This window comes from Proteiniclasticum ruminis DSM 24773 (assembly GCF_000701905.1).
Classification (GTDB): domain Bacteria; phylum Bacillota; class Clostridia; order Clostridiales; family Clostridiaceae; genus Proteiniclasticum; species Proteiniclasticum ruminis.
Genome location: NZ_JNKC01000001.1, coordinates 622,464 through 643,665 on the forward strand (window position 1 = coordinate 622,464; position 21,202 = coordinate 643,665).

A 21,202-nucleotide genomic window follows, 5' to 3' on the forward strand; every position below is an offset into this window, starting at 1 on the left:
CTCACCTTTAGTTATGACGGCGCTTCAGTTGGTTCCTTCCCGCTCGACAAGTTCCTCCAAAATCTTTCCATAGGTTTCTTCATCAATGATGTATTTTTTCTTGTACAGCACAAAACTGATGACAATGAGGAGCAGTGGAAGGAGCATCATGGCAGACTTCATAATAAGAAGACCTTGAGCGCTCAGCGTTTCTCCTTCAGTAAGACCATTGATCCCTGAAATCACAAGGGTATATCCCACAATCCCCTGGGCGACGGCAGCCCCCATTTTATTGATGAAAGGCTGGATGGCAAAGGACACGGATTCATTTCTTTTTCCCAGCTTCCAGTGGCCATACTCGATGGTATCTGCAAGAAACACCAGCATCAGAAGCTGTATGAACGCTTGGCCCACAAACAGCATAATTCCGGATATACCAATGAAAATCATATTGGCTGGGGAGAAGAAGAAGAGCACATACCCCAGAAGAATAAGAAGAATCGCCGCACCATAGAGGGTTTTACGGTCATATTTTCTGCTGAATCTAGGAAACAGAAGAAGTGCAGTAATCTGTGATACACCAAGGACAAGTGCAAAAATACTGTACATGGCTTCATCCAGATACACATATTTAAAATAGTACACCCCAAAACTTGTGGTGGTCATGTAACCAATCATGAAAAGAGCCATGGCGATGGCTGTCACCATCAGCTGATCATTTTGTGTCAGTGCCCGGATCATCCCCTTCAGAGTGGTTTTCTTGAAATCGTGACCCCCAAGAACGGGAGGCTCTTTCACAAAGAATACGGTGATCATCTGAAAAAGGATCATGACCACCACCAGAATCACCGCGAAGACAAAGTATCCGCGCTTCAGGCTGCCTGCTGCTTCCCCCAGCGTATTGGTCAGAGGGATTACAGATGCCACCACAAAGAACAGACCGAGGTTTGCAAAAATACGGGCTAGAGCCCCAATCTCTTCTCTCTTCTTCTGGTCATAACTGAGGCTTGGCATCATGGACCAGTAGGAGATGTCATTCATAGTCCAGGCCATGCCCCAAAGAAGATAAATGAACGTAACATAGAACACGAAGGAGTTTCCTGAAAAAGACGTGTCCAGAAACAGGAGGACTGTCAGGATTCCCGCAAGGAGCACACCAAAGAAGATCCACGGCTTGTACTTTCCGTATCTCGACCGGGTATTGTCTACAATAACCCCCATGATGGGATCGTTGAAAGCATCAAAAACACGGATGAATATGATGATGGTATTGATGGTCAGAAGTTCTCTGTTGGATACCCCCACCACTTCCGTGATGAACACAATGAGGTACATACTAACGAGAGAATAGACCATATCTCGCCCAAAAGTACCCATGGCAAAGGCATATTTGTTCTTTCTGAATGACGGTGATGCGTCCATTATTTCTCCTCCTTCATTTCTCCCACCATGAGCTGGGAACCAAAGTCCCCGAGCATTCTGGTGTCTTTTTGATAACCTGTCCCCATGAACTGCTGATGGAGACGGAGCCCTTCTGAAAGAAGATCTCCCTTTACGGTGTATTCCTCCACATTATGAGGGAGACGGTAAAACTTTCTGGCATTTCTTAAAATCAGGCCGCCCGGAGACAGTTTTATGGGCATCACGTGCTTCAGGAGCGAACCGAAGGCCTCAATATCCATGGATGCTTCTCTGGTTCTTACCACATAGGTGTTTTCATTCGGAAGGCCTTTGAACGGCATCACATCAAAAGGGGGGCTGGGTTCCTGTATTTTCTGGAAAAACCCTTGAACCGTCTGTTTTCTGTCCTCCGACACCACCTGAAAATTAACCCGGTTTTCCCGTACCCTGTCAAAGCGGTAGAACCTGCCGAACTGCATGAGGCTTCTGTATTTTTTATACCAGGCAATCTGCTTTTTCACTTCTTCCTTCTCTTTCAGATTGAGATGGGTGAGTTCAAGCTCATATCCCAGGACTCCAAAGGAGGCCACATGGAACCTCGTCTCCAAAGGGGTTTTTCTTAAGGTCTGCTGATGGGGACTATCTGAAACATGGGCTCCCATGGTGGATAATGGATAGAAGTAGCTCAGTCCTTCTTGAATGGTAAGCCTTGAAATGGGATCTGTATTATCCGATGCCCACACCTGGGGCATGTAGGAGAGCATTCCAAGATCAAAGCGGTTTCCCCCACTGGAGCAGGATTCAAAAAGCACCTTGGGAAAACGCTCCGTGAGGATTTTCAGCACCCGGTAAAGTCCAAGAATATAGCCATGAAATGCCATCCCCTGATGATTCACCGCTCCACTGTAGACATCGCTCATATGGCGGTTCATGTCCCATTTCACATAGGAAATATCACAGCTTTCAAGAAGATGGGAAACTTCCTTGATGATATAGTCCTGAACTTCTTTTCGGTTGAGGTCCAGGACCAGCTGATTCCTTCCTTTGGATGGCGTGCGTCCTGGTACGCGAAGGGCATACTCAGGATGATTGCGATACAGATCACTGTCCTCATTGACCATTTCAGGCTCAAACCAGAGGCCAAAATCAAGCCCCATGGCTTTTATCTTTTCAGCCAAGCCTTTGATGCCGCTGGGCAGTTTCTTCCGGTTTTCCCAGTAGTCACCAAGTCCTGCTCTGTCACTGTTTCTTTCTCCGAACCATCCATCATCCAGCACAAACAGCTCCACACCCAGTTTCTTCGCTTCCTTGGCCAGGGACAGAATCTTCCGTTCGTTAAAATCAAAAAAGGTGGCTTCCCAGTTGTTCATGAGAACCGGTCTCTCTTTATACTGAAACTCCTGGGAAATGATGTGTCTGTTGATAAAATCATGAAAATGATGGCTGACTCCATTCATACCATCCATGCTCACCGTCATCACAGCCTCCGGAGTTCTGAAAGTCTCTCCGGATTCCAGCATCCAGCAGAAATTATGGGGACTTACGCCCTGATGGACGCGGACTAGTCCATGGCTTGTCTTCTCCACAACGCTCCTGTGGTTCCCGCTGTATAGAAGATTAAACCCGTACACTTTTCCAAAATCTTCAGTGGCATTCTTTTCCATAAGAAGAAGACCCGGGTTATGCCGGTTACTGCTGCCTCCCGTTCTGGATTCCTGGAGAAAACTTCCCACGGGAATCCTGTGCCTTTCTTTTTTCGCTTCCCGGATCCAGCCCCCGGAAAGGGTCAGCACTTCTGGATGATCCATAAGAAGATCCAGCTGCATACTCATGAACTTCAAAATCTCCACCGGCTGATCCGATCTGTTTTCGATGACTGCTCTACGCGTGATCACATCACAGTCTGGAAAAACAGTATAAATCAGCATCATTTTCAGTGGAAACAGTCTGTCAGAAAGATGGACGACAAGATTCTCCGCTTCCTCTCCTTTTGCTGTGGGCATCTCTTCCATGGGAAGGGTACCCTCAAGGATCTCATGGGACTCGTACTGAAAATCACACACATAGGATCCGTCCGGCATCTTTATCTCCAAGGGCATTTCCCGGAAATCACCTTTACCATTGAAAGAATACTCGAGCGGAAGAAGATCCAATGTGTATCCTCCCTCCTCATAAAGAACACTACTTCCCACTCCGGCATTCTGCTTCATATAAAGCCCTTGAAAATCCTGCCAGGCAAGAAGTCGCCCATAATGGAGATTTTCAAGATGCCCCGTTGGCAGTATCCGAAAAAGGTAGCTGGTGCTTCTGGTGCTGAGTCTGAAGACTTTCTGATGAACTTCAATCATAATGGTTTCTCCTCTTCCTGAAATCGATTCTATTGATTCTATTCTATCATGAAAATGATAATGCATATATCTTTATGCTATTTTCTTTCTCCATGGAAAAAGGATCCAGGAAAGCAATGCTTCCTGGATCCTGTTCTTTACAATCAAGAAAGATGTATATCCTGCTGATGTATTTTCTTCTGCTTCAGCACGGCCACCTGCTGCTTGGTATGTTCCCTGTCATAAACCAGCGTATCTTCCCGGTAAAAGATTACCTGGTCAAAAAGGCTGGTGAAATTCTCAAGGGGCTCAATATCCAGAAGTCCGAACTCCGTGGTGCGGTAGTGCATAGGGATGGCGATATGAGGGTTCAGTTCATGGATCATATCCTTTGCTTCTTCTGGAGAAATAGTATAAAAACCGCCCACAGGAAGGAGCACCAGATCCAGATCCTTCAGAAGCTCTTTCTTCTCAGCTGTCAGGCTTTCTCCAATATCTCCAAAATGGGCAAATCGGAGATTTTCCCCCTCAAAAAGAAGAATATCTGTCATGCCTCTTTTTCTTCCCCCTTCTTTATCATGGGCACAAGAAATCCGGGTGACCTTGAAAGGAGAGCGAACCGCTTTTTCTTTTACTTTCACAGCACTTCTGGCATTATGGTCAGAATGCTCATGGGTGACAAATACATCATCTGCTGTCAGCTCCAGCGGGAGAAGTCCCGGAATGCTATTTTCTTTGTAAGGATCGATGATCATCGTATAGTCTCCATAAGTCACAGAAAAGCAGGAATGTCCATAATTTGTGATGGTCAGTAATGGCTTCATTTCATTTCCTCCATTTTCAATATACTTTGTTTCATTCAGTATATCTAAGAGGTTTGGCTGAATTCTAAACAAATAGAGAAATATCTGAGAATCTATGGTGTTTTTTCATATCCTTCTGGATACTGCACCCGTCCGAATCTTTTCATCTCAAAATGAGGCATGTCCCTCTTTCCTTCTTCCCAGTAATATCCTGGTGAGAGCCCGATCTCTCTTCCGATTTCGGCGCATTTTCTGAAGAACTCCAGATCGCTGTACTCTTCTCCAGGCACATTCTTCGCGATATCAAAGGCATTCCGTTTGGTGTGATTGGAGTTTTTGGTCCAGGTGACCACCTGTCCTGGTCTTGATCTTCCCTGCTCATAAAGATACTCCTGCCTTTCCTGGGTGCGGTAGGTTTCTGTGACGAGTACTGGAAGACCTTCCTCTTCTGCAATCCTTAAGAAAAGTTCTGCCGCTTCTCTCGTCTTCTCATTGAGTTCCTCCAGACTGCTGATTCTATCCAGGGGATTTCCAGGAGACACACTCTGCTCTTCTCGTCCAATTTTTTGCAAGAACAGCACCAGAAGCATCAGCACAAAGAGGACCATCATCCCCAAAAATGCTCTTCTTTTTCTATTCCGGCTGCGGATTTCTCTTTTCCTGCGCTCAATTTTTTCAGAATGCATATCTCTCACCACCTTTTATACCAGTATCCCCTGAAAGCTTTTACAGAATCCGCATTTCCTCTGTCTTTATTCTTAAGACTTCCAATGAAAATATTAAGATGAAAACAAAAAGCGCCAGGACTTATTGCCCTTGGCGCTCGGTTTCAATTCTCTGGAGAAGCTCATTGAGAAGCTCCGCCTCATATACTGCCTGCCCTTTGAAAGGATAGTGGTCTCTCATAACTAATCCTTTCTGGGCAAGAGCTTTGGCTTTTTCTGCGTCTTTTTCCATGAAGAAGGCATAATAGGCTTTCACACGCAGTCCATTGATGTCCTGATCCTTTATGAGGATCTTCCCTGCTTTTTCATAAAACACCTTTGCCTTATCAAAATCCCCCTTCAAAAGAGCGAAAAACAGGATCTCATAATAATACGCTGGAAGACTGTATGGGGGGACCTTATAGAGATTTCTCTCCACATCCCGAAGATATTCTTCTGCAGTGTCCCTATTTCCCTTGTCCATCTCCTGAAAATAGAGATAGAAAGCCTTGGTCAGATCATGCATATCCCCTATGGTTTCAAAATCCTTCACCAGCTCCAGATCTTTCGGCCGGATGCCGGAAGACAGTTTCTTCGTCAGAAGAGAGGATTCATAGAACCTTTCTGCCATGGGACTGTTTCTAAGGATACTGAAAAACATCATCCCGTCTGTGGGCTGATTCATGGAGAAAAACGGAAACCCGTTGACGATCCCAAGAAGAATAGAGACTCCCCCAGTAAGAATCGCCGCCATCTTCCATACGCTGTATGGCTCCATAAAGGCAGAAAGATAAAGAATCAGCGCTCCGGTGAGAAGATTCATAAAAATCCCTCCCAGAGAGTATATGGCATATTCCTTCATGGTGGCATCCTCATCGGGGATCATGGCACAGAGTCCTCCGTACCCTACATTCTTGATGATGGAAAACCGGAGCCTCCCATTTTCTTTCTGTATGGAGAAGATACCTGCGCGAAACATGAGAAATTCGTATCCCAAAAGCTTCCCAAAGAGAAGGTGTCCCAATTCATGCAGATTGATGGTCAGGAAAACACCAACATAAAATAGAATAAAAATGGCCACATAGTCTGAAAAGGAATAAACATCCAAGAAGCCCAGATCCACATCGAGCACTGCCAGAATCACTCCTATTGGAACACCTATAAGGAAGATCCACAGATAGGAAAGCCCTTTCTTCTTTATCTTCTTTTTCTTCTTTTCATTTTTCACTGGATTCTCCGCCAAATATTCCTACCTCCCAAGTGTCATATAAATCAAGAAATCCCCAGGAAAACTCCTGCAAGGAAGAAATAAAAAATCAATGACAGCGCATCCACGATGGTTGTGATGAGTGGTGCTGCCATGATGGCCGGGTCCGCTTTCAACAGCTTCGCAAAGAGGGGAAGAATTCCACCCACCATTTTTGCGATGACTACAGTGCCAAAAATGGCAAAGGAAACCACAAACATGATTTTCTCCTGTCCTGGATAGGTGATGATGAGACGGATGAAATTGATCACTGCCAGGAACAGTCCAGCGATGAGACTGACCCGGAACTCTTTCCAAAGCACCACAAAGCCGTCTTTCAAGGAAATCTCATTGAGCACCATACCACGGATGACCAGCGTGCTGGCCTGAGAGCCTGCATTACCGCCTGTGTTCATAAGCATGGGAATAAAACTCACAAGGACTGGAATCTGCGTAAAGGCTTCCTCATATCTGCTTAATATGCCTCCGGAGATCATGCCAGAGAACATGAGCACAGTGAGCCAGACGATTCTGTTTCTTGCCAGTTCCCAGGAAGGGGTTTTCAGATAGGGTTTTCCCGACGGAATGGTTGCCGCCATGAGCTCAAAGTCTTCTGTGGCCTCCTCTTCCATAACGTCAATGATGTCATCCACGGTGATGATACCCACAAGACGCTCCTCTGAATCCACAACAGGTAAGGATAAATAGTCGTATCTCTGGAAGAGATACGCTACTTCTTCCTTGTCATCTGATGTATGTACTTTTACCACATCCGTCTCCATGAGATCTTCCACCAGCACATCATCTTTGGAAAGCAATAGGGTTCTTAAGGAGACCACGCCATCGAGTACTCTGTTTTTATCAATGACATAGCAGTTGTAGAGCGTTTCGCTGTCCGCACCATTCTTCCGAAGGTACATGATCGCTTCCTTCACCGTCATTTTAGGCCTGAGATTTGTATACTCAGCCGTCATGATGGTTCCTGCAGAGTCTTTTGGATACTTCAGGAAGGCATTGATGACCCCACGGGTCCCTTCATCTGTATTTCTCAGCACTCTTTTCACAATGCCGGCAGGAAGCTCTTCCAACATATCCACCAGATCATCCACGAACATCTCTTCCAGAACACTTTCCAGTTCCTTATCCGTAAACTCATGGATCAGCCGTTCCTGCACATCCAGCTCCAGATTGGAGAACACCTCCGCGGCGAGATCTTTGGGCAGCAGCCGGAACACAATGGCAGCTTTATCTTTGGGCAGGATTCCAATGAATTCTGCAATATCCACTTCATTCTCTTCTATCATCGCTTCCCGAAGAGCTTTATAGCTGTTCTCCGTAAGAAGCTTCTGAAGATAGAGGACAGTCTCTTCGTTTTTCATAGGACTCCTCCTTTCTCTTTCGTCAAAAATATTAAAGATAGCACTTATCTATTATAACGTAGGATGGACAGAAGGACTAGAAAAGCCTGAAAAAAATCAGAGAATTTCTACCGTCAGAAGCACCTTCATCATAGCTTCCGCATCTTCTGGGGTCATGGACAGATCCATGGCCTTTAGAAGTCTTGGACTGCCTTCCACCTGAGAATAACTTCCGTAGGATTCGGACACTTCCTCCACAGAGATCACATGGCCGATACTGAGTCCTAAGGTTTCTGCGATGGTCGCTGCTTTTTCCTTGGCATTCAACACCGCTTCCTTCATGGCCTCCTCCAGCACTTCTTTCTCGTCTTCCAGACTGAAGGTCAGCCCCACTTGTGGCGTTTCGCCAGACTCTGAGAGTGCGCTGAAGATCTCTGAAAGTTTTGGAAAGGACAAGGGAAGCCGAAGGTTTAGATCTGTTGTTATCTCAAAGCCTTGAAACACCTGATGATAGACTTTTCCATCATATTCCTGCTCATATTTTGGATGCACTGAAAAGTGCGCTGTTTTTATCTGTTCAGTGGGTACCCCTGCTTTTTCCATAGCCTCCTGAAATCTGCTGTAGCTTGCTTCAAACAGATGCAGTACTTCTTCATACTGCTCCTTCTGGAAACGGTAAGCGAAGGCCAGGTCCATGCGGTCTGGTTTCCTGCGGACAACCGCATTTCCTTCTACTTTTATGGTTTTATTCATATCTAACACCTCTATCCTTATTTATTGTTCTTTTCTACCATAGATCTCATAAATTAGGGAGGACCCCAGAATGAGACTTCCACCAGCAAACATTGTCCAAGTAAAGGGTTCTTTCAGAAACATCACCGAAAACAAAATGGCAAATAGCGGGTCCAGATAGCTGGCCAGAGCCACTTCCTGGGCTTCCAGACGGCTGATGCTGGAAAAATAGAGCGCATAAGCGATGCCCGTATGGAGAAATCCGATGAGAAGAATCTCCGGAAGACTTCCCATGGGAATCCTCATCCCTTGGAAAGCACCATTGAGAGCCATGTAAAGGCTGAGAACCGCCAGAGATATGAAGAGATTCAAAAAGGTTCTATGAAGTCCATCCACTTTATGGATGGATCTTCCTAAAAGCATCACAAGCGCATAGAAAAGCGCCGCTGAAAGCCCAAAAAAGACACCACTCCGGTCTGCATTTCCAAGAGTGAACACACTGCCCTGCAGTACATAAAGACCAAGAAACGCCAGTCCGATGGTCACAATCCGAATTCTTGTAAATCTCACCCGATAAAAAACAGAGCTCAGAAGAAGGAACAGCACCGGTGCCATGTAGTAGGCCAGGGTAGCGCTGGTGATGGTGGTTTTTTGGAAGGCTTCAAAAAGAAAAATCCAGTTTATTCCTAGAAACGCCCCTGAAAAGAGGAGCTTCCCTCCTTCTTCTCTCAGAAATTTCTTAGGAAAGGGTTTTCTTTGCAGCAGCAGAAGAAGCCCTAAAAATACACTGCCAAGAAGGCTTCTGAGAAATGCGATTTCCAGAGAAGCCATGGGGATTCTCCGAACAAAAAGACCAATGCTGCCAAAAAGCACCATGGAAAAATAATACTGCATCCGCGCACTTGAAGTTTTCAAAACCATCCACCTCCGCTCACTCTGCTGCAACCAGAACCTTTTTTCCCTTTTTAGGCTGACTCTTAGACATTCCTCGTGCTGAGGACCTTCTCTTCCATAGCATAAAGCTTCTTCAGCTCATCCGGCGTCAGATTGGATAAGGTTTCTTTTCTGTAGGCCATGGACAGTCCTTCTCTTGTGGCTTTTTTGTCTTTGGTCATATCCCGCCAGGATACTTTCTTTTTTCCCATATAAAGATCATAATCCACAATTCTTGTGCCGTCATCCACATACTCCATACTCATGAGAATCTTTTTGATGTATTTAGGCTCATAGAATGTGAAGAACCGGACGCTATACACATCCACGGCCAGAAGCATTTTCGGATAGTCTTTGGACCAGGTGCTTCCAAGAACAATCCCCATCTCAAACTCTGTGAGCACATTCATAAGCCGCTCATAATGAAGCTGGAAGTGGGCGTACATGTCATAGATCCGGATGTCCATCTCATACCAGACTTTATTGCCAAGTCCGATGTTCATATACTTCAGCGCATTACTTCTCAGCTCCTTGAAGATGGTGAAATAGTTCTCATTGACATGGAGGCATTTTTCCATATAGATGTCCCCCAGGGTCACCTGACGGTTCAGGGACTTGTCTGTGAGAGCCACAATGACGCCACTTTCCAGGTTGCTGTTGATGAACTCCATAATGCTGCCTTCTTTGCCTCCGTAGTCTTCCTTCAGCTCCTCAAAGACCTTCCCCATATCTCCCATGGTCCGCATGATAATTGTCCTGGAGACGATGCGGCTGTGATACACAAGAGAGCTCATCTTATCATTAAGAAGCTCCGACAGGATCACAGATGGGCTTTCTTTGAGAATCAAGGCATTCTTCTCCTCACTCTTCCGGTACACATCCGTTTGGGCTGAAGTCAGAAGCACAATGGTTTCCCCTTCTGTTCCCATACTGAATGCATCCATGAGACTCAAGGGATCCTGAGGTTCCTTCGATAAAAAATAATCCTGTAGTTTTATCACTTCCTCTGTTTCCAGAAGAAGGATTCCTGGCCCGGTTCTTAAAAGCTCCACCATATGCCAACTGCTCCTTTTCCTTTTATTTTAAAACTGAACAGAATCTATACCCTGTGCTTTCACAAAAGGTCCTGATGGAAGTCCATGACTTCATAATCCCCGTTTTCTTCTTCGGTATCTGTAATCATTGGTTCCCCAAGGATATCTCAGTATATGCACCTTTCCAGTATCTCTTTCTATGACATGGATGCCCTCCACGCCATTTAAATACCAGCGGGTCCTTCTCTTTTCTGTCTTATCCTCCAGATTGTGGCCGTAGAGATTGAAGTCCTTGGGATCCGCCTCCACATCCTCATAATAATGAGACAGATGATAGGAATTCTCTCCGAAATCCAGCACCGCATCCATCTCGTGCAAGATGCTTTTCTTCACAAGAGTCTGAAGTGCTCTGTACTTGTCGTGGTTTCCCATGGTGATGTGAATCTCTTCTGCAGAGGAAAATTCCATGATCCGTATGATTTTCACCACATCATGCAAAAACTCCCCCATGAGATTCTCATTGTTCTCCAGTTTGATGTGATCGCAAAGATCACCGGTGTGGAGAATCACCTGGGGCTTCAGCTTCCGTAAGAGGCCTCTTATAGCCGGATAAATGGCTGAAGGGGTATCTGAAATATGAAGAAAGAGATTTCTCTTTCCCATGAGATCTTCTGGAATATAGATGCGTCCGAAAACACTGTAGACTTCCTGTTTGAACTTCTTCATCATCTTCTCCTTTCAATTTGGTCCACTTTCATCATAGCATAGGAGAAAGCACTTACAACAGAAAAAGACTGTCCTCCCTGAAGAACATTTCTCTTTTGAAGAATCATACCCCAAAAGAAGAAAAGACAGCTTCTGCTGCCTCTTCTACAGATATATTATACCAGTTCCAAACCGTCTCTCAGCCATACACTGATGGATGCTTTCTCCGCTGGAAAATCGCCAAACCCTTCTTCGTCGATCTCCACTTTATCCTCACAGTTTCCCGTATAATCCGCAAAGACCTTTCCTGCATATTCATCTCCAAGCGCCATACGGATGGTCTTTTTCTCAAAGAGGGAAATCACCACGGCCATCTTCTCCGGGTGTTCTTCTTCTCCATGTCTTACCCAGCCGATGAGGTCCTGATCCACAAAGTAATTCTCTTCATCCCCATAGGCAAAGGACTTTCTCAGCATACTGAGCTTATCAATTTTTTCCTTCATCGGTTCAATCATATAGGGACCGCCAATACCGTAGTAGTCTCCGTAAAATACAGTCGGATACCCATCCCGTCTCAATAGAATGAGACCATAAGCCATCTCCTTGAACCAGGGCTCCACATAAGACTCCAGCGCCTGGCCAGGTTCTGAGTCGTGATTGTCCACAAAGGTGACACTCATGGGCGGGTTCACCTTGGTCACGGTGCCGTCGAAGACTTTGCGAAGATCAAAGTCTTCTGGGTTCTTGGATAGAGAGAACAGATTGAAGTGGAGGCCCACATCAAAAAGGTCCATCTGAAATCGGGTGTTCTCCATGAATTTTTCTTTGTTCTCAATACTGTAATCCCAGTACTCTCCCAAAAGATAGAAGTCTTTTCCTTTTCTCTCATGGATTTTTTCAGCGAACATCTCCAGAAATTCATCGTCGATGTGCTTTACGGCATCAAAACGGATTCCGTCAATGTTCAGTTCGTCGATGAACCAGTAGATCCAGTTTAGGAGCTCTTCTTTCACCTCAGGATGAGCGTGGTCGATGTCCGCAAACATCAGGTAGTCGTAATTTCCATTGTCATGGGACACGCCCCAGTTCCACCCTTTGTTCTCCCCTAAGATCCTGAAGATGCCTTTTTCTCCCGTGAGGGTATCCAGATCCACTCCGCTGAAATGATGATGATGCCAGGTGAAGTCCGAGTACATGCCCTTTCTTCCAGGAAAATCAAATCCTGTCCATGCTTTGATGGTCCTGGGCTCCTCTATGTCCTTCCTGCGGTCGTTCTGATCTACTTTTACTGCTTGAAACTCCTCTTCGAAGTCTGCTGCCGCCTTATGATTCAGCACCACATCCGCATAGACCTGCATGCCCTCTGCATGAATGGCTTCGATGAGATCCAACAGTTCTTCTTTGGTTCCATACTTGGTCCGAACAGAACCTTTCTGGTCAAATTCACCCAAATCATACAGATCATAAATGCCATAGCCCGTATCTTCCGGGCTTGTGGCTTTGCACACTGGCGGAAGCCAGATGGCGGTGACGCCAATTCTCTTCAGGTCCACCAGTTTCTTTTTTAAATCCTTATAGTAATTCCCATCTGCGGGCAGATACCATTCAAACCCTTGAAACAGAAGTCCATTCACCATAATTAAGCACCTCTATTCATCTTATTTTTAATCAATACTGATTCATTATACAAGCTAATTGTTATTTAATTCTGAACGTAGTTGGAGCTTTTTTGTAAACAAACAGCACCGCCACGGCCACATAGAAAATGGACACCAGAATGATCACTGGAAGCATCCACTGGGCTGGGGCATCAATTTGAATGGCCATATAAGACAAGAGATAGACCAGACCGTTGATGATGCTGAACATGGGGCTCTTCACCTCCATGGAAGAGGTGTAGGGCTGAAAAACATAGTACATAAAAAGGTAGTGCACGGAGAAGAATACAGAAAGTGTCAGTACCATGGCCATCAGAGGTAGAATCTCTCCGTAATTTCTATGTTCTGAGAGGGCAGTGAAAAGAAAGAGTCCAAAAAGAAGAATTCCTGTGGGAATCAGATTACCCAGCACAATCCTCTTCAGCCGCAAGGAGAACATACTTAGGAGCGCCTTGGGCTCTCTATAAAATCCATACCGGAGCATAAAGAGATCACAGTTGTAGAACATGGCTTTGGTCTCCCGGTTGGAATTTGTCAGCATATACATGACAAAGATCATCATGGTGTAGTTTTTCGAAAGTTCTGGTCCCATACTGTTCATAAGATCCGGATCCACAAACAGATACAGAAGGAACAGGCCAACAAAGACCGTGGCAACCAGGATGGACTTCACAAGAATGGGCTTTCTGAAAAAGCGCCGGTGTCTTTTGAAAAAAAGCGCATTGAGGTAAGCAAAGCCTTCCTTTTCTACACCTTCCACGGGTAGAAGATCCTCTTCCTTAAAATCCTTGTCCCGCATCTTCACATCTGCCACCATGGCTTCCTTCATAGCATTCTGAAGCTTATTCATCTTCTCATAGCTTGTCACATGGTTCATGGCTTCGATGTAGTAGTCATAGCGGACAATATACCGAAGGCAAAATATCGCCATCATAAAGAGTGTAGCCGCAAAGAGTGGATGCTTAAGAATAAGTCCACCATCAAATCCAGGAAGGAAGAAATACAAAAGATATGCGCCCGCCATCACTATGAGAATAAGGCCAATGAGCACCATGTTATGATCTTCTAAAAGGAACCGCCTTTTTCTGAAGAGATAAAGATGCAGTGCCTCTGCTGTGAATCCCATGAGGGTAGCTGCCCCTGAAAGATACAGTGCCTCCAGAGGACTTCGGAACACACTTCCAGTAAGAAACAGAAATCCTATGCTTCGCCCCGCCAGTTTGAAACCTTCTTTTTTCACGAGATATGCCAAGGCATACTCTCGAGGATCCATCTTCAGCTCTTTCAGAAGAATGAACTTCGTCTGGGTCAGTTCCAGGAGGTAGGGAAGCAAAAGCCTCATGAGGAAATAAAGAAGAAGAACCAGCGTCAGGGGCTTTGCATCCAGACCGTCCAAAAACAGTCCGGGAACCAGAAGCGCCCCCACTGCCAGAAGTGCTCCTTTCAGGCTGCTCCATATAAGCTGATAAAGAAAGGCAAGCACACCCAACCCTTCCTTCAGGGTGAAAAATCCGTAATGACCTCTATTGGCCATTTTTCTCACGAGGGGCAGCTTCCGGATAAAATAAACAAGTCCGTTGATGAAGATAGAGGTCTCCAGCTTCATCATGAGAAGAATCTTATGCCCCATGGCTCTCCTCCTTCAGCAGACGGATGATCTCTTCCTCGAAGGTCTCATCTCCCAGTCTATCATGATCCAGCATGGACATCTTTCCATCATGAAGAATGGCAATCTCATCACAAAGATCCGTGGCGAGCTGAAGAATATGGGTGGAGAAAATGATGATATGGTCTTCTCTGATACTTTTCAGAAGCTTCTTCATTTCCAGTGCCACCACCACATCCAAGGAAGTCAGGGGTTCATCCAGAAGAATCACCATGGGTTTTGCAATGAGAAACAGAAGCATCTGAATCTTGTTCTTCATGCCATGGGAATATCCCTTCATAAGTCTGTGACGGTCTTCCTTCTCAAACTGGATGAGATCAAAATATGCGTCAATCTGCTGAAGATTGTCAATATCATTTTTATGAAGATCCACAAAAAACTTGATGAACTCGTAACCTGTGAGAAAATCCGGGAGTACAGGGGTAGAGTACACATAGGAGAGATCCTTAGGTCTGATGGGTCTTTCCTCCTCCTGTACAGTCAAATATGCTTTTCCCTCTTCTGCTTTGATTTCATCTGCCAAAATATTGAAGAGCGTCGTTTTTCCTGCGCCGTTTCTGCCTAACAGTCCATAGATTTTCCCTTTTTCAAAGGTGAAATCCAGCCCTTTCAGCACCTCTTTCCCTTCAAAGGATTTTTTAATACCTGCTAGTCTCAGTTCCATTTTGTCTACATCCTTTCATCATAAAATATAACTACTATGTGGTATATTATACCACATAAGATGATAATTTAAACATCTTTTTGTTATTTTTTAGGATTCTTTCATTGATATTTTGAAATCAATCCACATTAATCATACTTTGTTGCAGCGGATGTTTCAATATCATTGCGATAAACATCTGCCATCTCTATTCATGTCCGATATAAAAAGTGGAAGAATCTACATAGAGACCCTTCCACTTTTTCTTTTCCATTATATCATCTTAGAATATCTCCTGAACTTCACTGGCGGAAAAGATCTTCCCTGGACAGGATATGGTCTAGAGGACCATACTTTTCAGTCAGTTCTTCTCTCGTGAACTTCAGACTCCCATCATAAGAACTCTTCTCCAGCATTCCCTCTGATGGCTCATTCTTCACCTTGAATGTGATTTTATCAGCATTCTCCACCAAAGAGAGCAGCACCAGAGCATTTTTCTCCATGACCCGATGGATTTCATTCACGGGCTCAGCTTCAGGATACTGAAGAAGATTCGTCAGTTCTTCTTTTGGCTCATAGTACACTGTAATGCCATAGGGTTCTATTTCTGTCTCCAAGGAGATATATCTTTGTACGTAGCCACTGCCTGGAAGCGGAAGAGCTGAAACTGCTTCTGAAACTTTGCTCGCATTGCCCACATAGGGAGTTTTTAATGCACGCAGTTTCTCCACATCATATTCAACCACGTCCACCAGCACTTCCAGGCCATACACCGCATCCCCCTTCTCCCGATAGTCTACCTGGAGACTGTACACAAAAGTGCCGCTGCCTTCTGGTATAGAGATCACTGCTGCATCTCCATTGATGGTGAAATCGAGCTTAACTTCAGTTTCCGGTTTCCCCTTCTCACTGACTGCAGCGGAGATGATTTCATAGGGTACTTTCTCACTTTGCACCAGCGGTGTCAGATAGAGTCTTTGTCCGCTGCTTGCTGCAATCCTGCTTTCTTCTGTATAGGTAAAATTCGCTGGATGATCGCTGTCTGCGATGACACTGCGTCCTAAAAATCTCCATTCATAGGTGCCCATCTGTGCTTCTTTCTGAATCTCATCACTGAGAAACGCCTTGAGCTCCGGTGGCTTTGTCATTATCTGGCTTTGCAGCTCTGTATAAAGATAAATCCCTCCCAGTACTGCTACAATCAGGGCCATATATACAATACCTCTTCTATTTCCTCTCATAAAGCCATCCTCCTGTCTTCTGTCCTATTCTAAGTATATCTGTAAAGAATGAAGTGGACCAAAGAAAACCCTTAAGATTTTCTAAACCTATGGAGCGCCGACTTCATACCATTTTCAGAACTTCTTCTGCTTAGGGCAAAATTTACGTCTTGTTTACGGTTTCCCCTGTTTCCTATGATAAAATGGATGTAACTTTCAAAAAGGAGATCAAGTGGCTATGACTGAACAGGAACTACTGGAAACGGGATACCGAAAATACTATGGTGACAAACTCGATATCTATTTCAAGCGCTCCCTATGCACACACTCCAGGGTTTGCCTGAAGGGCAGTCCAAAGGTGTTCAACGTGAGAAACCGCCCTTGGATTGACCAAAGAGAAGAACCGGATCTCAAAAAACTCATTGCGGTGCTGGACGCCTGTCCAACCAAAGCACTGCGGTATATCACACACAAGGAGGAAGAAAAATGGAACTCAAACAAGGAGAAGACAGGCTTTATCTTCTTAATGAAGAGGGTATGGAAGCAGGTGAAATCATTTATGAGGAGTTAGGAAATGAGCTTCTCATCATCAAGCACACCTATACCCACGATGGATTCCAGGGACAAGGAGTGGGAAAGAAGCTCCTGAACGGTATGGCGGATAAAGCCAGAACAGAAGGGAAAAAAATCCGTCCCATCTGCGAATTCGCTAAAGCTGTCATGGAAAAAAATGAAGTTTACCATGATGTGCTGGAAAAATAAGAATCAACAAGAGGACAGCAAAGGAGAAGACCATGTGGATTAGATCACAGGACAAGAAAGAACTCGTAAAAGTCATAAGAGTCTATACTTCCCGGATTTTCGGCGACAAAAAAGGAAAGTACATTCTTTGGGGACAGTTTTCCGGCACCAACCTTTTTGGTGAAAATAAAACTACCCTCGGAATCTATCCCACAGAAGAGCGGCTGATGGAAGAGCTCGCTCTCATAGAGTCCGCTCTGAAAGAGAATCCAGAAGGATTTTATGAAATGAGATGAAAAAAACCAGGTAATCTGATGCACTTCGCATGATTACCTGGTTTTTTTCATCTGTTGATCCTTAAGAGATCTTATGTCACCCGATTCCTTGAAGGATGGCTCATCGCCCTTTATCTATTTCGATTCTATTTCTTTTTCATTTTCAAGTACCGGAGATAGGTTTTGTGGCCGCCGGATAGGTTGTAGACGTGCTCCACCCCACTGTTGAGAAAGATATTCTGCACCGCATTACCCGTGGTGCCTTTATTGCAGTAAGTCACGGTGATGGTATCCTTCTCCAGATCTTTCGCAAAGTCCCTTGCAGCGCTATGCGGCACATTTATGGCATTCTCCACATGACTGGCTTCATACTGCTTTATCACTCTGGCGTCCACGATCCTCACCTTTTTCCCTGAAGCAACAAGCTCATCCAGCTCTTTGTTTGTCATGACAGGTCGATTGCCATAAATGGCATTTTCCTGGATCATCCCGGTATACATCACAGGATCTTTTGTTGTCGAAAAAGGTGGTGCATAGGCAAGATCCAGATGAACAAGATCCTGAACCTTCGCACCAAAGGTGATCAGTGCTGCGAAGACATCCACCCTCTTGTCCACTCCTTCTGGTCCAATGATTTGTACCCCAAGTAGCCGTCCGTCTTTTTTATCTGCTACGGACTTGATGACCATTTCTTTGCCGCCCATATATTCCGGACGGTTTGGCTTAATGTTGTGACTGACTGAAATTTCATACCCTTCTTTCAGCGCTTCTCTTTCTGTAAGCCCTGTTTGTGCCACGGCAAGATCAAAAATCTTATAGATTCCTGTCCCTAGAACGCCTCTAAATTCAAGGTTCCCACCCGTGGCATTGTTTCCAGCTATTCTTCCGGTCTTGTTGGCTGTGGAACCCAGCGGTCTGTACACAGGTTTTCCTGTAATGCTATGATACTGCTCCATGCAGTCTCCTGCAGCATAGATATCTGCTACTGACGTTTCCGTGAACGGATTCACCTTTATAGCGCCTGTAACGCCAAGCTCAATGCCCGCATCCTTTGCAAGCTCCACATGAGGGCGTACACCAGTGGCTATAATGACAAGATCACCTGGGAGCTTGTCATCATCAGAAAGAATCACCTCATTCTCAGTGATTTCCTTTGCTGATTTGCCTGTTATGACCCGCACACCTTTTGTGATTAGATGTTCTTCTACCAGAATGGCCATATCTTCATCCAGTCCTGGGGATACCTGTGGCAGAAGCTCCACCATGGTGACATCCATGCTAAGATGCTTCAGATTCTCAGCCATCTCCAGTCCGATGAAACCTGTACCGATGGTTACTGCTTGTTTGGGACTGTTGTTCTCGATATACTCCTTGATTCTATACATGTCATTTATGTTTCGTAAACTGAAAACGTGCTTGTTCTCCACACCTGGAATAGGCGGTACAACAGACCGTGCTCCTGTGGCTAAAATCAGCTTATCATAGGTGTCTTCAAAAACCTCTGATGTTTCCAGATTCTGAACCTTCAGTATTTTTCTTGCTGCATCGACATGTAAAACCTCATATCCAGTCTTAATGTCCACATTATATTTTGATTTAAAGAACTTAGGGTCTCTTGGTGTTAGCTCTTCCCCATTTTCCACTTCTCCGCCGATGTAATAGGGCATCCCGCATCCAGAATAGGAAATATAGGTATCTTTCTCATAAATGATGATTTCTGCTTCTTCGCTGTTTCTTCTTGCTTTTGCAGCCGCTGAAGTTCCTGCCGCCACGGCACCAATGATCCGTATTTTCATAAAACTCTCCTCTTCCATTTATTAAGTTTAAAACACTTCCATTGTACTAAATTCTTGTTAACACCATGTTAATGCAGCACAGATAACCTGATAAACATTTTTATATCAATCATGTGAACCTGCGTAAAGTTATTTTTTATCAATCATTGACAGGAACAAATCCCAAGAGTAATATAATCATATTCCCATATGAGAATATGTGCATTTGTGAAAGGACGTGACACCATGAATGAGCTGACCAATATTTTTAAAACCCTCTCAGATGAGACCAGACTGAGAATTATGATGCTTCTATACCAAGATGAGCTCTGCGTATGTGAAATCAGTGGAATTCTCAATGTGCCCCAACCGACGGTCTCAAAAGGGCTTTCCAAACTTAGAGACCTGTATCTTGTGGTAGATACCAGAAAAGAGAAATTTGTTTATTATAAACTGAGAGCTGACCATGATCTTCTGAACAGTATTCTTTCAGACATCCTGAAAAGCATTGGTCAGTATCCACAGCTTCAGGAAGATCAGAAAAATATCGCCACCAAATGGCAGTACAGCGAATCTCAGACCCTCATCAGCAAGAATTTTACACTGTAATATAGAAGGAGATCATCATGGTAATTTTTCAATGGATCAACAATCAGCTGCTGAAGATGAACTGGCTGTTTGAGCTGGTCGAAGGTCTGGTTGTAAAAGTATTTGGACTCAGCATGGACAGCCGGCTTGGCGCCAGTGTTCACTTTTTCATCTACGATGTTATTAAAATTTTTATACTGCTTTCCGCACTTATTTTTGTGATTTCCTATGTGCAGAGCTTCTTCCCGCCAGAAAGGACAAAGCGGATCCTCGGAAACTTCAATGGAATCACAGCCAATATTCTTGCCGCTCTTTTGGGGACCATCACTCCCTTCTGTTCCTGCTCTTCTATCCCACTTTTCATTGGGTTTACCAGTGCAGGGCTGCCCATCGGAACAACCTTTTCCTTCCTGATATCCTCCCCTTTGGTGGATCTTGCCTCAGTCATTCTTTTGGCAGGAATTTTCAACTGGAAAATCGCCATTGCCTATGTCATCGTTGGCTTGGTTCTTGCCGTCATTGGCGGAACAGTCATCGGCCATCTGAAGCTTGAATCACATGTGGAGTCCTTTGTATTCCAGAACAATTTAAAGATGGGGGAAGAAGATCCATTATCTATAAAAGAAAGATTAGAGTTTGCGAAGGATCAAGTTCTCGATATCATCAGGAAAGTTTGGATTTATGTGCTCATTGGTGTCGGTATCGGTGCTGCAATCCATAACTACATCCCAGAAACCTTCATCACCTCCATCTTAGGTGCAGACAAATGGTGGTCTGTCCTTGTGGCAACCATCGTTGGTATTCCCATGTATGCGGATATCTTCGGAACCCTTCCCATCGCCGAAGCATTAATTGCAAAAGGAGTAGGTTTAGGAACCGCTTTAGCCTTCATGATGGGCGTCACCGCCTTATCTCTGCCTTCTCTGGTCATGCTGTCCAAGGTGGTGAAGCCAAAACTTCTGGCCATTTTCTTTGGCATCGTCGCTGTAGGTATTGTCCTCATCGGCTACAGTTTTAACGCGTTCAGTTACTTGTTCATTTAGTTATCCATATTTATTCATATATAAAAAATATAGTAAAACAAGGAGAGTTCATCATGAAAATTAAAGTATTAGGATCCGGCTGCAAAAACTGTGTAAATCTTGCAAAGAACACGGAAGAGGCCCTGAAAGAACTCGGCATAGAAGCGGAGATTATCAAAGTAACAGACTTCAAAGACATCGCTTCCTATGGCATCATGTCCACCCCTGGGCTGGTCATTGATGAAGAAGTGGTTTCTTATGGGAAAGTGCTGAAACCAAGCGCCATCAAAGAGATTCTTGAAAAAAGATAATCTTATTGTGGTTTGAGCATCCAGTGATGTCCAAACCACATCACATTTGTAAAATAACAAATTCCAGTAAAGGGTTCAGAA

General features: G+C 44.7%; 21 protein-coding genes. 6 read left to right on the forward strand and 15 right to left on the reverse strand.

Translation table 11 applies throughout. The features are described from left to right. Positions 1–24: 24 nt before the first annotated feature. The 14 genes from T487_RS0103025 to T487_RS0103095 form a co-directional block, all read right to left on the reverse strand. The gene (locus tag T487_RS0103025; RefSeq protein WP_031573874.1) at positions 25–1,401 is read right to left on the reverse strand and encodes a glycoside-pentoside-hexuronide (GPH):cation symporter; all 1,377 of its coding nucleotides are present in this window, start codon (positions 1,399–1,401) and stop codon (positions 25–27) included. Continuing rightward, positions 1,401–3,728 carry an alpha-galactosidase gene (locus T487_RS0103030; protein ID WP_031573877.1) on the reverse strand — a complete coding sequence of 776 codons (2,328 nt, stop codon included), beginning with the start codon at positions 3,726–3,728 and terminating at the stop codon, positions 1,401–1,403. The genes T487_RS0103025 and T487_RS0103030 overlap by 1 nt, the downstream gene beginning before the upstream one ends. Before the next feature lie 143 nt (positions 3,729–3,871). Beyond that, positions 3,872–4,531, reverse strand: a complete 660-nt coding sequence (locus tag T487_RS0103035; RefSeq protein ID WP_051651454.1) for an MBL fold metallo-hydrolase — start codon at positions 4,529–4,531, stop codon at positions 3,872–3,874. A gap of 92 nt (positions 4,532–4,623) precedes the next feature. After that, the gene (locus tag T487_RS0103040; RefSeq protein WP_051651455.1) at positions 4,624–5,196 is read right to left on the reverse strand and encodes a M15 family metallopeptidase; all 573 of its coding nucleotides are present in this window, start codon (positions 5,194–5,196) and stop codon (positions 4,624–4,626) included. Positions 5,197–5,317: 121 nt separating this feature from the next. After that, a complete protein-coding gene (locus T487_RS0103045) occupies positions 5,318–6,457 on the reverse strand; it encodes a M50 family metallopeptidase (RefSeq protein WP_031573886.1) in 1,140 nt (379 codons plus the stop codon). 29 nt (positions 6,458–6,486) lie between these two features. Beyond that, entirely contained in the window at positions 6,487–7,839 is a 1,353-nt protein-coding gene (mgtE, locus tag T487_RS0103050; protein WP_031573888.1) for a magnesium transporter, read from the reverse strand. A 96-nt stretch (positions 7,840–7,935) separates the two neighbouring features. Then, complete coding sequence (locus tag T487_RS0103055) at positions 7,936–8,571, reverse strand: SIMPL domain-containing protein (RefSeq protein WP_031573892.1); 636 nt, start codon at positions 8,569–8,571, stop codon at positions 7,936–7,938. Between the two features lie 21 nt (positions 8,572–8,592). Next, on the reverse strand, positions 8,593–9,465 hold the full coding sequence (locus T487_RS0103060; RefSeq protein WP_162178212.1) for a DMT family transporter: 873 nt from the start codon (positions 9,463–9,465) through the stop codon (positions 8,593–8,595). A 62-nt stretch (positions 9,466–9,527) separates the two neighbouring features. Continuing rightward, a complete protein-coding gene (locus T487_RS0103065; RefSeq protein ID WP_031573897.1) occupies positions 9,528–10,538 on the reverse strand; it encodes a hypothetical protein in 1,011 nt (336 codons plus the stop codon). A gap of 90 nt (positions 10,539–10,628) precedes the next feature. Next, positions 10,629–11,246: a metallophosphoesterase gene (locus tag T487_RS0103070; RefSeq protein WP_081827522.1), complete on the reverse strand. Its 618-nt coding sequence runs from the start codon at positions 11,244–11,246 to the stop codon at positions 10,629–10,631. Between the two features lie 152 nt (positions 11,247–11,398). Further along, positions 11,399–12,859 carry an alpha-amylase gene (locus T487_RS0103080; protein ID WP_031573901.1) on the reverse strand — a complete coding sequence of 487 codons (1,461 nt, stop codon included), beginning with the start codon at positions 12,857–12,859 and terminating at the stop codon, positions 11,399–11,401. Between the two features lie 61 nt (positions 12,860–12,920). Beyond that, positions 12,921–14,510 carry a hypothetical protein gene (locus T487_RS0103085; RefSeq protein WP_031573905.1) on the reverse strand — a complete coding sequence of 530 codons (1,590 nt, stop codon included), beginning with the start codon at positions 14,508–14,510 and terminating at the stop codon, positions 12,921–12,923. Further along, on the reverse strand, positions 14,500–15,210 hold the full coding sequence (locus T487_RS0103090; RefSeq protein ID WP_031573906.1) for an ABC transporter ATP-binding protein: 711 nt from the start codon (positions 15,208–15,210) through the stop codon (positions 14,500–14,502). Before T487_RS0103090 ends, T487_RS0103085 begins: the two co-directional genes overlap by 11 nt. Before the next feature lie 281 nt (positions 15,211–15,491). Next, complete coding sequence (locus T487_RS0103095; protein WP_031573908.1) at positions 15,492–16,430, reverse strand: DUF4825 domain-containing protein; 939 nt, start codon at positions 16,428–16,430, stop codon at positions 15,492–15,494. A gap of 217 nt (positions 16,431–16,647) precedes the next feature. On the opposite strand from T487_RS0103095, the gene T487_RS16785 reads away from it, so the two are divergent. The 3 genes from T487_RS16785 to T487_RS0103105 are packed head-to-tail and all read left to right on the forward strand — an operon-like array spanning position 16,648 to position 17,446. Next, complete coding sequence (locus T487_RS16785) at positions 16,648–16,980, forward strand: (4Fe-4S)-binding protein (protein ID WP_081827546.1); 333 nt, start codon at positions 16,648–16,650, stop codon at positions 16,978–16,980. Then, positions 16,896–17,171 (forward strand): GNAT family N-acetyltransferase, encoded by a 276-nt coding sequence (locus T487_RS0103100; protein ID WP_031573911.1) that lies wholly within the window; start codon positions 16,896–16,898, stop codon positions 17,169–17,171. The genes T487_RS16785 and T487_RS0103100 overlap by 85 nt, the downstream gene beginning before the upstream one ends. Positions 17,172–17,203: 32 nt before the next feature. Next, positions 17,204–17,446, forward strand: a complete 243-nt coding sequence (locus T487_RS0103105) for a hypothetical protein (RefSeq protein ID WP_031573913.1) — start codon at positions 17,204–17,206, stop codon at positions 17,444–17,446. A gap of 125 nt (positions 17,447–17,571) precedes the next feature. Here T487_RS0103105 and T487_RS0103110 read toward each other — a convergent pair whose 3' ends face one another. Then, complete coding sequence (locus T487_RS0103110) at positions 17,572–19,221, reverse strand: FAD-dependent oxidoreductase (protein WP_031573915.1); 1,650 nt, start codon at positions 19,219–19,221, stop codon at positions 17,572–17,574. A 189-nt stretch (positions 19,222–19,410) separates the two neighbouring features. Between T487_RS0103110 and T487_RS0103115 the strand changes: the two genes are divergently transcribed. The 3 genes from T487_RS0103115 to T487_RS0103125 are packed head-to-tail and all read left to right on the forward strand — an operon-like array spanning position 19,411 to position 21,121. Next, positions 19,411–19,809, forward strand: a complete 399-nt coding sequence (locus T487_RS0103115) for an ArsR/SmtB family transcription factor (RefSeq protein WP_242848002.1) — start codon at positions 19,411–19,413, stop codon at positions 19,807–19,809. Between the two features lie 17 nt (positions 19,810–19,826). Next, complete coding sequence (locus T487_RS0103120) at positions 19,827–20,831, forward strand: permease (RefSeq protein ID WP_031573917.1); 1,005 nt, start codon at positions 19,827–19,829, stop codon at positions 20,829–20,831. 53 nt (positions 20,832–20,884) lie between these two features. Next, on the forward strand, positions 20,885–21,121 hold the full coding sequence (locus T487_RS0103125) for a thioredoxin family protein (RefSeq protein WP_031573919.1): 237 nt from the start codon (positions 20,885–20,887) through the stop codon (positions 21,119–21,121). The last annotated feature ends 81 nt before the right edge of the window (positions 21,122–21,202 follow it).